We start from the raw sequence: 14,556 nt of genomic DNA on the forward strand, positions 1-14,556 counted from the left end.
AGCGGGGAGAACCGCAGAAAGGTCGCAGAGATGACAAACGCCGAGATGTCGCACGGCAAAGGCTTTGAAGTACACACGATCTTCGAAAAGATCGCCGGATACTACGACCGGATGAACCTCGTCATGACGCTCGGCCGTCATACGCGCTGGTGTCGCGAAGTGGCCACGCGTGCGGCGCCACCCGCAGGCGGACAGCTATTGGACCTAGCCACCGGGACAGGTGCGATCGCCTTGGCGGCGGCACAGATATATCCCACTGTCGCCGTGACGGGTGTCGACTTTTCCGAGGCGATGTTGGCTCGGGCCCGGATCAAATCCGGGGCCGGCACGGTTCGGTGGCAGCAGGCCGATGCGACCCGGCTGCCGTTCGACGACGAGTCCTTCGACGCGATTACCGAAGGCTATCTGCTCCGCAACGTCGAAGACCCGGCAGGAGTACTTCGCGAACAGTACCGAGTCCTCGAGCCCGGCGGCCGGATCGTCATTCTCGAAACCTGCCCTCCCAGTGGCCCGATGAAGCCGATACTCACCTGGGGAATGCGCACGATCGTTCCCCTGCTGGGACAAACGGTCGCTCGCGACCGATCGTCGTATACCTATCTCGAATCCAGCACCCTCGGCTTCACCTCACCTCAACACGTGGCCGATGTCCTTGGCGAACTGGGCTTTCAGAATATCGGCTGGAGCAAGAAATTCTTCGGCACCAATGTCATCCTGTGGGCCACCAAGCCAAGTCGATGAGGCGATGGCGAAGGAGCGGACTGGAGTAGTTCAGGACCGCGCAGTGGTCACCGTCCACGATCGGACCCACCTCCACCTGAAACACCAACTCGGAGACGGCGGCTCGAGTCTGCGCGATCCACGCGACCAATCCCTGCGGGCCTCGCACCGCACTGCCGTCGAGCAGCGGCGTGCACGGTGAAGTCGGGGGCGATGACGTCGTCGGCGGGGCTGTAGTCGCCGTTCCAGCTGGTGAGCCATCTGGACGACAGCTGCCCGACAGTGCTGTCGGTCGTTGATTCCATGACGAAAATCCTTGGTCGAGCGGTGGTTTCAGTTCTGGGCCGGGATCCAGTGCCCGTGAATGCCGGCGGGCACTCGCTGTGGGAGATCGACGGTGGCGATCGGCTCGGACAGATCCGAGGCGTCGAGGATGAGCAGCTGGGACGCGTCGGCCTCGATATCGCTGACGATGGTGAGCAGATAGCCATCGTCCTCGCGGGTCGCACCGGCGGCGGGCGCGAAGACGGCCTCGCCGGGCATACGTGCCGGTCCGTGCGCGAACAGCTGTCGCTCGCCGGTCCGGGTGTCGAATTTGACCGTGTGATAGCCGGTCAGTCCGGTTCCCGGGAAAGCGACCGCGTAGCTGTAGCGATTCGGTGCTCCGGTCAGATCGTCGTTGATGGCGGGGAATTCGACGATCAGATCGTCGAGCGCCTCGTCGGTCGCGGTGCCGGTGGCGGGGTCGAGAATCCAGCGGTGAAACGTGGTGCCGACGCCGGGGGTGTCGGGGTAGCCCGGGGCGCCGATCCACCATTTCCAGGAGGTTTCCCAGGCCGCGCGGTCGAAGCGCGGGCATTCGAGCACGACGCGCCCTCGGTCGTCGACATAAGAGTTGGCGACGTGCAGGATGGCCGCCCGGCTGTCGATGTCGAACCAGCTGATCTCTCCCGAGCCGTGCCTTGGCAGCACGCCGATCCGGAACGGCGCGTCGTCGTGCCAGCGGTAGGGGATTCCGGAGTGCTCGGCGGGATCGAACACGACCGGGGAATGCAGGAATACGGCATGCTCACGGGTGATCGCGAAATCGTGCATGAGCGAGGGGCCCGCGCCGTCGATTGTGGTCGCCCGGATGATCTCGCCGGACGCGTCCGCGATGTAGTAGATCAGATAGGGCGGGAACGGGCTGTAGGAGAAGAAGTGCAGCTCGCCTGTGACCGGATCCACCTTGGGATGCGCGGTCATCGAACTGGTCAGCTTCCCGCCGAAGTCGTAGACACCGACCGTGTCCAGTTCGCCGGTGACTTCCCAGGGCAGATTGGCCTCCTGCAGGGCCAGATAACGTCCGCCGTGGAAGATGATGTTGGTCGCGGCCGCGCTGACCTCGAGTTCGGTGCCCGTGAACGGAACTCCGTCCAGATACGGCGTCTTCACCCAGCGGTTGCGGTACCACTGCGCGCGCCCGCCGGACAGCCGGATGCCGTGCAGCATCCCCGCTCCGCGGAACCAATGGGTCGGTGTCACACCCGGTTTGGGATTGTGACCGTTGCGGAAGTAACGGCCGTCCAGGTCGTCGGGCAGTGTTCCGTGGACGGTCAGCTCGAATGCGGTGAGTTCGTCGGGGGTCGGTGCGTAATGCCCGGTGACATAGGGCCTCGGTGGTTGTGCCATATCGATATCGCCTTTCCGGTGACGGTGATGAGGGTGAGCACGGTGATGGCGGCACAGGTCAAGAAGACCGCGCCGAAGGTGGGCAGGACGGTCAGGAAGGACAGGCCGACGGCGCCGCCGAGCTGGCGGCTCGCATTCACCAGGCCCCCCGCCAGCCCGCTGTCGGTGGCCGGTACTCCGGCGGAGGCCGACGCGGTGATCCGGACGAAGGCCACGCCCATTCCGGCCCCGATGAGCAGGGTCGGACCGAGCAGATCGATGAGAAAGCTTGCGGCGGACGGCGTCCGGGCCAGCCAGGCCAGACCGGTTGCGAGCATGAGCAGGCCGACCGGCAGCGTGGCGCGGCCCGGAAGCCGGCCCGCCACCCAGGAGGCGACGGTGATCATCAGCGCCATCGGAAGTTGGGTCAGCCCGGCGCGTAACGCTGTGTAGCCGAGGGCGTGCTGCTGATACAGCGGCAGGTAGTAGAACAATCCCAGCCAGACGGCGCCGAGCAGCGCCATCGCGACGTTGGGCCACGCGACCGGCGCCAGCCGCGGCGGCAGCAGCGGGTCGGCCACGCGCCGCTGCCGAAAGGCGAAGGCCACCAGCAGGATCAGTCCCGCGGCCAGCGCCGCCCAGTGGCCCGACAGCCCGTAGGTGAGGGCGACGAGCCCGCCGGTGGCGGTGACCGCGCTCGCAACGTCCGGTCGCCCACCGATCGCGGGGCTCGGCTCGACCAACCGCCACGTCGTCAGCAGAACGGCCAGTGCGACGGGTACGACCACGAAGAAGACCGACCGCCAGCCGAAGCGCTCGGTGAGCAGTCCGCCCAGCAATACCCCCGCGGCGCCGCCCGCACCGGATACCGCACCCCAAACCCCCAACGCCACGCCACTATCCCGGGAATCGCGGTACAGCGTGAGTACCAGGGCCAGCGCCGTCGGCGCCATGAGCGCCGCGCCGAGCCCCTGCACCGATCGGGCCGCGATCAGGATGGCGATGTCGGGCGCGATCGCCGCGGCCGCTGCGGAAGCCGCGAAAATGCTCGCACCGACGAGGAATACACGGCGCAGACCGTAGGCGTCGCCGAAACGCCCGCCCGGCAGCAACAGCGCTCCGAACGCCAGCACATAGGCGTTGACCACCCACGACAGGCCGGTCGCCGATGTGCCCAGACCGCTGCGGATCTGCGGCAGGGAGACGTTCACGATGGAGGTGCTGAGTACCACGAGGAACTGCGCGGTAGCCAGCACCGCGAGCGGCAGCCATCGTGTTCTCATGCCGTCAGCTTGGCGGGCGTCGCGGCTCGCTCGCGTCGGTGATTTCTACCTACTCTGTCCTACCTACTCTGTCGTGCCGCAGGCCGATTCGTCCGGCATGATGCACGGTGTATGGATTCGTTGATCGGGCGCCGGGATGAGACGGCGCGGCTGCGTGCATTTCTGGAACAGGCAAGGCAGTCGCGGGGCGGTGCCCTGCTGATACACGGCGAGCCGGGCATCGGCAAGAGCGCCCTGCTGGTCGACCTCGCGGATGCGGCCGCCGATTTCGTGATCATGCGGGCCTGCGGCGCCGAATTCGAGACGGAACTGCCGTATTCAGCGCTGCATCAGCTGTGCGCGGCGGCCCTGGCGCATCTGGACAGGCTGCCGCCCGCGCAGGGCAGGGCATTGCGCATCGCGTTCGGTATGGACGTCGGAACTCCCGACCCATTTCTGCTCGGTGCGGCGACGCTCGGGCTGCTGCTCGAATACGACCGGCCGGTGCTGTGTCTCGTCGACGACGCGCAGTGGCTGGACCGCGCCTCTGCCCATGCACTGGCCTTCGTGGCCCGGCGCGTGGATGCCGAACGGGTGGCGATGGTCTTCGCCGCGCGCGACGATTCGGGTGATCTGAATCTGTTGCCGCAGTTGGCGATACCCCGGCTCGGCGATACCGCCGCCCGTACCCTGCTGGCTCGCGCGCTGCCCGGTCCGCTGGACGATCGGGTGCGCGACCGCATTCTGGCCGAGGCGCGTGGCAACCCGCTGGCCCTGTTGGAACTGCCGGGAACCACCGAATTGGCCGGTCTCACTGGAGATTTCGATCTGCCCGCCCCCGCGGCCGCGGAACGCAGCTATCGCGCCCGTCTGGCGGTGCTGCCCGAGCGGGTCCGGTTGCTGCTGACCGTGGCCGCCGCCGAACCCGTCGGCGATCCGTGCCTGCTATGGCAGGCGGCGGCGCTGCTCGGCATCGAGACGACCGCCGATGACGAGGTGCCACTGGTCGAATTCGGCACCCGGATCCGCTTCGTACATCCCCTGGCTCGCTCCGCGGTCTACCGGGCCGCGACCGATCGCGAGCGGCGGCGTGCGCACGGTGCACTCGCGCGGGTGAGCGATCCGGTCGCCGATCCGGACCGCGTGGCCTGGCATCGCGCCCAGGCCAGCGTTGGCCCCGACGAAGAGGTGGCCGCCGCCCTCGCTCGTTCGGCGGCACGCGCGCAGGCGCGCGGCGGGGTGGCGGCCGCGGCGGCCTTTCTGGAACGTTCGGCCGCACTGACATTCGATCCGGCATTGCGGGCCGAACGGGTGCTGGCGGCGGTCGAAGCCAAACTGTCCGCGGGGGAGTTCGAGGCCGCCGACGAGCTGCTGTCGACTGTCCCTTCCGACGATCCCCGCATCGACCTGCTACGCGGCCGAATCTCCTTCGCTCGCTATCGGGGTGAGGACCGTCCCACCGTCCACCTGCTCCGCGCCGCAGCGAAATTGGCTGTGCACGAACCGGATCGTGCCCGCGCCTGCTATGTGGACGCGATCGAGACGGCCGTGCTGACCGGCGGCCTCGACAGCGTGATCGCGGCCGCGGCGGCCACGCCGCGCGCCCCGGCCCGGCCCGGCAGTGTCGATGTCGTCCTCGACGGCATGGCTGCCTTGACCACCGAGGGGCACGCGGCCGCCGCGAAGCTGCTGCGCCCGCTCGTCTCGAACCACCGCGACGAGGTCTGGAGTCGTTGGCCCACACTCGGTTATCTGCTCGCCCTCGAACTGTGGGATCCCGACGCGATACGCGCTATCGCCTCGCGGATCGCCGTGTCCGGCCGCAGTTCGGGTTCACTGCACATGCTGCGGATCGGGCTGGCCATGCTCGCCACCGTCGCCGTGCACGCCGGCGATTTCGGCGCGGCCCAGGAGCTGATCTCCGAGGAGGAGGCGATAGCGGAGGCCACCTCCGCCGCCCCACTGGTCTACGCGCGCATCCACTTGGCCGCGCTGCGCGGCCGCCGCGCCGAGGCCGAGGTGCTCTTCGCCGCGGTGGGACCGCATCTGACCCTCAGCGTGCAGTACGCCACCGCCGTCCTGCACAACGGCCTCGCCGACTATCCCACGGCGCTGCGGGCCGCCGAACAGGCCGTCGCGACAGGCGATCTCGGCCTGGCCGGCCAGGCGCTGCCCGAACTGGTAGAGGCGGCGGTGCGCTGTGGCGAGGCGGCGGTGGCCCGGTCCGCGCTCGCGGCACTGACCGAACGCGCTGGCGAGCAGTCGTGGGGACGAGGCGTCGAAGCCTGGGCGCGAGCCATGGTGGACGAGGACGAGGACGCCCACCGGGAGGCCGTCGCGCTGCTGGATACATGCCCGATGCGGATCTGGTCCGGTCGCGCCCACCTCGTGTACGGCGAGTGGTTGCGCCGTAAGGGACGCCGCCGCGACGCCCGGACCGAATTGCGCCACGCCCACGAGTTGCTCTCCGACTTCGGCGCGGAGGCCTTCGCCACCCGAGCCGCGGGTGAGCTGCGCGCCACCGGCGAACACGCCCGCCGCCGCACCGCGCAGGCATCCGACGTGCTTACCATGCAGGAAGTGCACATCGCGCGCCTGGCCGCCGACGGCGCCACGTCCAAGGAGATTGCGGCCACGCTGTTCCTCAGCCCACGCACCGTAGAAGCCCACCTCCGCAACATCTTCCGCAAACTCGGCATCACCTCCCGCCGGCAACTGCGCGATATCCGTTGATCGGTCCCCTTGGGCCCAAGCGCCGCAGAGATCGATCGCAGCGGCGGCGATCCACAACGGCAAGGACATCTGGCTGTGGGGAAGCCTGCAACTCATGCACTCCCTGCTGGACGCCGACGTCGTCGACGAGATCACCCTGTTCGTCTGCCCGGCGTCACGCGGCAACGTGAACACGCATTTTCGAGGATCGGCAAGACCCGACGCCGGTCGAGGCCACCTTGTTCGAAAATGGGGTGGTGATTCTGCGCTACAAGATCAAGAAATGAGCGGAAAGTACGCCGGTTCGCCAGGGGGCCGCGCTCGTGTTCGGGGTGTCGCTCAGTCGAGCATCGGTTCGCCGCCGCGACCGTTGGTCGCGGTTGTCTCGGTGCTCGATCAAACGGCGGCGCTGTCCGCTTCGGTCGGCATGCTGTTCAGCAGGGTGCGCACCATGGTCGGTACCTGGACGTCGAGTTCGGTGGGTATCGGCCGGTCGGCTGTGAGGTATCGCCGCACCGCGGCGTAGGGCAGGTCGACGACGGTGAGAACGATTGTTGCCGTGGACAATCCGGTTTCGGTGCGTAACGAGTGGACGAGTTGGCGGATGGCGGCATCCCACCGGGCTGCTTCGGCGGCGCGCTCCGCACGCGCGGTGGCGGGCCAGCTCTGGGGAGCGAACTGGTGGACACCTGCGAGCAGGACTTGCGCATCGAGCGGGCTGCTGCGGCACCACCGCACGATGTGACCTGTGATCGCGGCGGCGGCCTCGACCGGATCATCCACGTCGAACAGGACGTAGGCGTCGCGATGCAGGTGCCCGACGGCCCTGTTCCACAGGGCAGCCAGCAATGCGGGCCGGTCGGCGAAGCGATGGTAGACCGACCCGCTGGGTGCACCGGATTCCCGGATCACACCGGACATCGTGACGCCGGCGGGGCCCTGCGTAGCCAGCAGCCGCGCAGCAGCGTCGAGGATCGCCGCGGTGTCGTGTACGAATCTCACCACGCTGTAGAGATTACTCTCCAGACATCGTTGTAGAGTGAAGTCTCTACAACGATGAGAGGCCGACCATGACCATCACCACCGAAGACGTCTACCGACTTGCTCCATTCGTCCGCACCCTCGGAGTGGAGTTCACCGAACTCACACCCGCCGCGGTCACGGCCCGCCTGACCCACACCGTCGAGCTGTCGACAACAGGGGGTGGCCTGCACGGCGGTGCCCTGATGGGGTTGGCCGATGCGGCTGCCGCAGTCTGCGCGGTCCTCAATTCCGGCCCGGGGGCGCTGCCCGCCACGGCCGATTCGACGACGCATTTCCTGCGTCCGGTCCGCGCAGCGGCGCATGCGGTCGCCGAGCCGATGCGTATCAGCCGCAATGCGGTGGTGGTGGGTGTGCAAATCACCGACGAATCCGGCGAGCTGTGCGTCCATGTGATCCAAACAGTGCAGACACGCGTTCCGCACGCAGCCGCCTGAAGCCGAAAGACGAACCACGACTTAGGAGCAGAGCATCGCGGCTACCGCGGGCGACCGGCTCGCCTTTCGGACTGCGCGTTGTCAGGCGACGATCGACGGTCGCTTGGACCCAGCCGGCGGAGGGGGTCCGCCGGCCCGATGGACAACAGGACCTCCGGACGGGCAGTCGGCTCGAAGCTGACTATCTGCACCTGGGTGCGGCATTCATTCGGCGGGGATCAAGCTGCCGGCTGGGGCCGGCTGAGGTTGTCCATGATCAGGCCGAGGGTGAACTCGAACCGGTCGTGTCCGGTGCCGGAGGTCAGCTCGGCGGCATAGCGCCGAGTCTGCGGAAATGTGTCGGCCGGCAGCGCGGTGAACCGACTCAGCAGCTCCTCGCGGCTGAGGATCCATTCGTGGTCCTGGTGTTTCCGCCGCTGCTGGACCAGCGACTGCTCCAGGGTGTAGGCGCTGACGTACAGGGACAGGGCATCGAGGGCCCAGGCGGCGGTCTGCGGTTCGATTCCGCCGACGAGCAGGATCGTGAAGAGACCTTCGCGCACCCGCAGCGTGTGGAGGTTGGTGGGGACCGTGCCCAACGCGGCGCGGGAGACTCCGGGGTATTTCAGGTACTGGTCGCGGATCTGTCCGTACGCGTCGAGGATCTGCTGCCGCCACGTGGCCGGGTCTGGTTCGGGGAGCACGACCTCGGAGTAGAGCCGGCCGACGAGCAGGTCGTCGATGTCATCTTTGTTGACGATGTGCGCGTACAGCGACGACGGCCCGGTGTCGAGCACCGCGGCGACTCGACGGATGGTCAACGCGTCATAGCCCTCGGTGGCCACGACCTGCAGGGCGGCGTCGGTGATCCGGTCGACCGTGATGGGCCTCTTGGGTGGTGACGACGCAGCGGAGTTCCCAGCAGGCTGGGCGTGACCAGCTGCTCGGCGTTGTCGGGGGTCGGACGGCATGCTGTCCACTATAGCTTGACGCGAACTAAGTTCTATCGGTAGAACTTAGATCGTTATCGTCGAACTAAGTTCGTATCCACTTGGTTCGCGGTGCGCTGCTCAGGTACCTGGGCGGCGCACGAAAGGGTCTGTTCAGGAGGTGTGTGATGCGAGTTTCCGTTGTCGGAGCTGGTCTGGGAGGTCTGTGCCTGGCGCAGGGCCTGCATGGCGCCGGGATCGAGGCCGAGGTGTACGAGCGGGACCCGGCGATCACTGCGCGGTTCCAGGGCTACCGGCTCGTGCTGAACCCGGTGGGGTTCGAGGCGCTGCGCGGCTGTCTGCCGCCCCGCTGGCACCCACTGCTGGACGCGATCGTCGGTGACGCCTACGGCGAGCGGCTGATCCTGGACCCTCGGCTGAACCGGATCGGCGAACTCGGCCCCGGTAGGCCCGGGATCGTGGTCGACCGGCACGTGCTCCGGCACCTGCTGCTGACCGGACTCACCGTGCGCACTGGAGCCGCGCTGACCGGCTACGACGTGCTGGACGACGGTAAGGTCGAAGCCCGGTTCGCGCACGGCGGACCGGCCACCGCCGACCTGCTCGTCGGGGCGGACGGGGTCGGCTCCAATGTCCGTGCGGTGCTGTCGCCGCAGACCACCCCGACCGACACCGGCGTCCGGTTCGTCATCGGCCGCACGCCGCTGACCGAGCGCTTTGCCGGACTGGCGCGGGCCTTCGGCTCGAAGATCGCCGGGGACGGCGTGAGCCTGCTACTCGGAGCGATGCGTTTCCGCACTCCGCCGAAGGAGGCGGCCGAAGAGCTGGCGCCTGAGGTGGCCCTTCCCGATGTCCGTGACTACGTGCGCTGGGCCATGATCCTGCCTCCGAACGGCTCGCTCGGCGCTGCGACCCCGCAGGAGGCCGTGCTGTCCAGGATGGCGGGCTGGCATCCGGACCTGCGGGCGCTCATCGAGCAGTCCGACCCGGATAACAGCACCCTGCTGTCCATCCGGGTGGTCGAGCCCCGCGAGCGCTGGGCGCCCGGTCCGGTCACGCTGCTCGGCGACGCCATCCACGCCACCTCCCCGACCGGCGGCAACGGCGCGAACACCGCCCTACGCGATGCCGACCTGCTGCGCCGCTACCTGATCGAGGCCGCCACGGGCCGCCAGAACCTCCTCGGCGCGGTCGGCGACTACGAGCGGCAGATGTTCGAGTACGGCGCCGAGGCCGTGCGCCACAGCCTCGACGCGCTCCCTGCCTTCGTCCCGCAACCGGAATCGGCCTGACATCGTCGGTCGGGATGTGCTCAACAGTCTGGATAGCCGGATGACCAGGCCGAGGATGGCGTTCCGGACGCCGGGCCTTCGTCGGCAACCTGATGCCGCAGCAGGCCGATTCCAGGCTATCCAGGGTGAGTGGCCAACCCCTCTGCCTCCGTCGGTAGGTCGTGCTGATCTTGGGGAACTCCCGCCACAGCGTCACCACACCTCGCACGCGACCGCTGCCGGATCTGGCCACGGTGAGCCGACCACGGTTCGATCTGCCTCGCTGGCGTGGTCGCGGAACATGCGTGGGACCGTGTCCGGGGATGGATGCTGGATCCTTCTTCTTGCCATATCGGCAGCTGGTTGTACCGGAGCGTCCCGGAGCCGCCTGCCGATCCGTCCGTCGACGATGTCGTCGCGTGTGCCGAGTTAGGCCCACTTGGATATACAGGTCAGGCCCGGTGGATCACCGGCGCTGACCTGTTCTGTTCGACCCCGACCCCACATTTACCCCTCGTTTTCGCTGAAACGGGGCTGGGGCATGTGTTTTGGCCGGGCCAGTTCGGCTGCCACCCGGCCGCCCATTTCGGGGACGAACCGGCCGGGCCCGCGTCAGCTTCGCGCGGCTGACACTCCGAGCTGCACCGCCAGTGCGGCGGCGGTCGCGGGGAACCGGTCGAGCAAACCGGTTACCTCGCGGTTTCCGGCCGGTCCGGCCTCCTGCCAGCCGCCCTCGACGCCGAGCAGTCCGGCGAGCGCGTCGCAGGCGGTGGGGTGGGCGGCCAGTAGTTCGGTGACCGGCCCGCGCGGTGCTGCCGCCACCGACGTTGCGGCCGTGGTGAATTCGACCGACCAGGGCGGCACGAAGGTGTCCACGGCGGGCAGTGCGCCGGGGAAGGTGCGGCCAGCTTCCCGGACCAGTCCCGGGATCAGGTCGCCCGCCTGATCCTTCAGGGTGGTGATGAGCTTCGGCAGCCACGGCAGCAGCACCGTGTCCGGCAGCGTGCCGAAGGCCTTCGACAACAGCTCCACCACAAAGGGTTTCAGCGCCGGAGCCGGGTCGATGGCCTGCACGAAACCGCTCACGTACTGCGGAACCGTCGGCAGTACCAGGGGATTGGCCAGCATCCCGTCGCACCGCTCGCGCAGCTCGGCCATGGTCAGCAGGCCGAGCTGGAACCGCGCCGCCCACAGCAGGGCCACCTTGGCTGGCGCCTCCGGGTGCGATTGCAGCACCGCCAACTCCAGCTGGGTGTGATCGCAGCCCAGCGACAGCGCCAGGTTCTCCATCCCGAACAGGAAGCCCAGCATGGCCGCCACCTGCGCCGGTCCGGTCTCCTCGGCGGCGAAGGCGGTGGGCAGCAGGGTGCAGTAGTGCGCGTACCCGGCCGTCACGAACCGTTCGCACCACGTCGGCAGGCCGGCTTCGGTGGAGCGGAAGTAGTTGAGCAGCACCCGGATACGCCGAAGCACGACGGGCGCCTCGTCGACCGTTCGCTCGGCGGCGAGGAGTTCGACGGCGCGATTGCCCAACTCGTCGGCGAGCCGGACCGATCCCAGATACACCAGCGCGTCCTCGACCGCGCCCAGCGCCACCGCCGCTGTCGTGTCCGGTGCGGCGACCGCACGCCGCAGGCGCTGCTCCAGCACCTGCTCCACCGACACGCCCTCGTAGCCGAGCTCCACCAGCGAGCGCTGGTATTTGCCGAGCCCGATATCCCAGCTCTCCTGGATCGAGGTCGCACCCAGTCCGCGTGATCCCATGATGGGCCGCAGCGCGTCCTGTGGCAGCAACCTGCGCAGCAGCCACAGCAGATCCGAGCACGGCCGCAGGTCCGGATTCGCCTTCAGGTCCAGCAGCGCGCGTTGCAGTGTGCGCTTGGACAGATCCAGTCCCAGAGGTTCCAGCCGGTCGAGCGCATCGCGGGCCAGCGGTGGCAGCGCCGCGTATCCGACCTGGCCGATGCGGTCGCCGCCGAGCAGGATTTCGCACAGCCGCCGCACATCGCGCCGCCCCGGCACCCGGTCCTTCTCGAGGCAGGTGACGGCCGCGTCCTGGAAGTCGTATGGCGTCGGACGGGTGCGATTGCGCAAGCCCGCCAGCAGGATCGAGGTCTCGAAGATGGCGATGGCGTCGGCGGTGCTGGCCAGGTAGCCGTTGCGCCGGGCCAGCCGGACGATATCCACCGACCATTCCAGCAGTTCGGCCTCGTCGAGTGGGTCCAGCACCGGCGGCCGGGACAGAAAACCCGAAAGCTGGTCCGCCACTTCGGCTTCCGATTCCGCTGGCAGCGGCGGCGGTTTCTTGGCGCGCTTCTTCGCTCCTTGCTGGCCCTCCAGCCGGAACGACTGCAATCTGCCGCGCCGCAACCCCTTCGCCCAGGTGGCCGCCGCGATCGACACCGCACCGCCGGCCAGCCCGAACTGCGCCTCGATGGCGGAATGGCTGGACGGGATCAGCCCGTAATGCCATGTGGTGGCCGAGCGCGGCGAGATCTCGAACGCCGCGTCCGACTCGAGCCCGAACTGTTCGACCGGACTGGCAGCATGGGCCGCGCCGCACACATACAACACCTGTGCCGGATCGATATCGTTGGCGGCCAAGTGTTCCCGCATGCGGGTCCACATGTACCGCTCGCGGTCCTCGTCCTCGACGGTGCTGCCGCGCCGCAGCCGCCGGAACAGGCTGCCGATCATCACCATGACCTGGCGGTAGGTGTCGTAATCGGCGTCCACGAGGGGCTGCTCCACGTACTGGTCCCACCATTCCGACCAGTGCCGGACCTTGCCGTGGTGCAGCAGGTGCTCTTCCAGTTCGGCGAAACGCGGTCGCAGATCACCGATTTCGATGCCGACCGCGGCGCCGTGCAGGCCGTCGTCCTCGGGCTGCTCGCCGTCAGCGGATGTTTCCGACGCCTCTTCGGGAGCCCACTGGAAGACGTGATCGGTGGACCGATCCACCAGCACCAGTTCGACGCCCGGGGTATCGAGCGCGTAGGCGATGGCCTGGTACTCGGCCGATGATTCGGTGATCGGCGCGACCACCGACAGCGGTGCCCATTCCGCCGGGAATCCCTCGATATCGGTGGCGAAGGCCTGCAGGGCGACCGGCAATCGGCAGTTGCGCAGTTCGTCCAGCAGCGGCCGCATGTCTTCGCACAGTTCCAGGTAGATGACCCTCGGCTGCTTTTCGCGCAGCCGCCGGACCATGGCCAGACCGGAGGCGGGTGAGTGGTGACAGACCGGGAAGATCTCCAGCCGCTCCGACAGCGCCCGGTCGACATCGTCGACCATGCCCGTCAGGATGTCGCCCGCCGCCCCCGGCATCCCGGCGAACGCGACGGCCGCATCCGCCAACTGATCCCGCAGGGCGGCAAAGGTATTCGGCGTGGGCCGGGTATCGGAGACGATCACGACAGCCTCGCGATCGCCGCCCGGCCGCCCTCCAGGAATTCCCCCCAGGCGGCATTGCCCTTCTTGTCCTTGGTGCGCGGCTCGACCACGCCGTGCAGGTACTTGTTGAGAATGGCCAGGTCCTCGGGCGTGCGCCGGGCCAGGGACCCGACCAGCGAACCGGCGAGGGTCTCGGCGCGCAATTGCTTCGCACCGAAGAACTGGCTGTGCAGGATGGCGTCCTCGAGCACACCGATCTGCTCGGCGGTGGACAGCGCCGACTCCAGCTTGTCGTCGTCGCTGGTGGCGGCGGCCGCGGCGGCGCGCAGATCGGCGAAGCTCTCCAGCAGGATGTCCAGCAGCGTGGGTGGCAGTTCCAGTTCGAGGGAATGGCGGCGCAGCAGTTCCGCGGTGCGAAAACGCACGATCTCCGCTTCGCTCTTCTTGTTGGACACCACCGGAATGCGCACGAAGTTGAAGCGCCGCTTGAGCGCCGAGGACAGGTCGTTCACACCGCGGTCGCGGCTGTTGGCGGTGGCGATGATGGAAAAGCCCGGCTGCGCGAACACCACATTGTCGTCGTCGAGCTCGGGGATGGAGACGTACTTCTCCGACAGGATGGAGATCAGCGCGTCCTGCACGTCGCTGGTGGAGCGGGTGAGCTCCTCGAAGCGGCCGATCACGCCCTGCTCCATGGCGGTCATGATCGGGGACGGGATCATCGACTCCCTCGACTGTCCCTTGGCGATGACCATGGAGATGTTCCACGAGTACTTGATGTGGTCCTCGGTGGTGCCCGCGGTGCCCTGTACCACCAGTGTGGAATTGCGGCTGATGGCGGCGGCCAGCAGTTCGGCGAGCCAGCTCTTGCCGGTACCCGGATCACCGATGAGCAGCAGACCCCGGTCCGAGGCCAGGGTGACAATGCTGCGCTCGACGAAGCTGCGGTCACCGAACCACTTCTGCTCCACCTCGCGGTCCAGTCCGTCGGCGCGTTCGGAGCCGAGGATGAACAGCCGCACCATCTTCGGGCTCAGCCGCCACGCGAACGGCTTGGGGCCGTCGTCGATGGACTCCAGCCAATCCAGTTCCTCGGCGTACTTGACCTCGGCGGGGGCGCGCAAAACGTCGTTCATGATGG

10 protein-coding genes are annotated in these 14,556 nt (G+C 68.0%); 4 read left to right on the forward strand and 6 right to left on the reverse strand.

Translation table 11 applies throughout. The features are described 5' to 3' along the window. The first annotated feature begins 30 nt into the window (after positions 1 to 30). Positions 31 to 741 carry a ubiquinone/menaquinone biosynthesis methyltransferase gene (locus ACQP0C_RS21035; RefSeq protein ID WP_433722274.1) on the forward strand — a complete coding sequence of 237 codons (711 nt, stop codon included), beginning with the start codon at positions 31 to 33 and terminating at the stop codon, positions 739 to 741. A gap of 312 nt (positions 742 to 1,053) precedes the next feature. Here ACQP0C_RS21035 and ACQP0C_RS21040 read toward each other — a convergent pair whose 3' ends face one another. Continuing rightward, positions 1,054 to 2,391 (reverse strand): carotenoid oxygenase family protein, encoded by a 1,338-nt coding sequence (locus tag ACQP0C_RS21040; protein WP_433722276.1) that lies wholly within the window; start codon positions 2,389 to 2,391, stop codon positions 1,054 to 1,056. Continuing rightward, positions 2,316 to 3,653, reverse strand: coding sequence for an MFS transporter (locus tag ACQP0C_RS21045; protein WP_433722278.1), 1,338 nt, complete (start codon positions 3,651 to 3,653; stop codon positions 2,316 to 2,318). Before ACQP0C_RS21045 ends, ACQP0C_RS21040 begins: the two co-directional genes overlap by 76 nt. 111 nt (positions 3,654 to 3,764) lie before the next feature. On the opposite strand from ACQP0C_RS21045, the gene ACQP0C_RS21050 reads away from it, so the two are divergent. After that, positions 3,765 to 6,365 carry an ATP-binding protein gene (locus tag ACQP0C_RS21050; protein WP_433722280.1) on the forward strand — a complete coding sequence of 867 codons (2,601 nt, stop codon included), beginning with the start codon at positions 3,765 to 3,767 and terminating at the stop codon, positions 6,363 to 6,365. A gap of 375 nt (positions 6,366 to 6,740) precedes the next feature. On the opposite strand, the gene ACQP0C_RS21055 is transcribed toward ACQP0C_RS21050, so the two are convergent. After that, positions 6,741 to 7,349 carry a TetR/AcrR family transcriptional regulator gene (locus tag ACQP0C_RS21055; RefSeq protein WP_433722282.1) on the reverse strand — a complete coding sequence of 203 codons (609 nt, stop codon included), beginning with the start codon at positions 7,347 to 7,349 and terminating at the stop codon, positions 6,741 to 6,743. A gap of 65 nt (positions 7,350 to 7,414) precedes the next feature. On the opposite strand from ACQP0C_RS21055, the gene ACQP0C_RS21060 reads away from it, so the two are divergent. After that, positions 7,415 to 7,822, forward strand: coding sequence for a PaaI family thioesterase (locus ACQP0C_RS21060; RefSeq protein ID WP_433722284.1), 408 nt, complete (start codon positions 7,415 to 7,417; stop codon positions 7,820 to 7,822). Between the two features lie 218 nt (positions 7,823 to 8,040). On the opposite strand, the gene ACQP0C_RS21065 is transcribed toward ACQP0C_RS21060, so the two are convergent. Then, positions 8,041 to 8,772 (reverse strand): TetR/AcrR family transcriptional regulator, encoded by a 732-nt coding sequence (locus ACQP0C_RS21065; RefSeq protein ID WP_433722286.1) that lies wholly within the window; start codon positions 8,770 to 8,772, stop codon positions 8,041 to 8,043. Positions 8,773 to 8,918: 146 nt separating this feature from the next. Between ACQP0C_RS21065 and ACQP0C_RS21070 the strand changes: the two genes are divergently transcribed. Continuing rightward, positions 8,919 to 10,043, forward strand: a complete 1,125-nt coding sequence (locus ACQP0C_RS21070; RefSeq protein WP_433722288.1) for an FAD-dependent oxidoreductase — start codon at positions 8,919 to 8,921, stop codon at positions 10,041 to 10,043. 591 nt (positions 10,044 to 10,634) lie between these two features. Here the strand turns inward: ACQP0C_RS21070 and ACQP0C_RS21075 are convergent. Together ACQP0C_RS21075 and ACQP0C_RS21080 are read right to left on the reverse strand one after the other, a co-directional pair. After that, complete coding sequence (locus ACQP0C_RS21075; RefSeq protein WP_433722290.1) at positions 10,635 to 13,436, reverse strand: DUF5682 family protein; 2,802 nt, start codon at positions 13,434 to 13,436, stop codon at positions 10,635 to 10,637. Continuing rightward, on the reverse strand, positions 13,433 to 14,551 hold the full coding sequence (locus ACQP0C_RS21080) for an ATP-binding protein (protein ID WP_433722292.1): 1,119 nt from the start codon (positions 14,549 to 14,551) through the stop codon (positions 13,433 to 13,435). Before ACQP0C_RS21080 ends, ACQP0C_RS21075 begins: the two co-directional genes overlap by 4 nt. Positions 14,552 to 14,556 lie beyond the last annotated feature (5 nt).

Source organism: Nocardia sp. CA-129566 (genome assembly GCF_050956075.1).
GTDB lineage: Bacteria > Actinomycetota > Actinomycetes > Mycobacteriales > Mycobacteriaceae > Nocardia.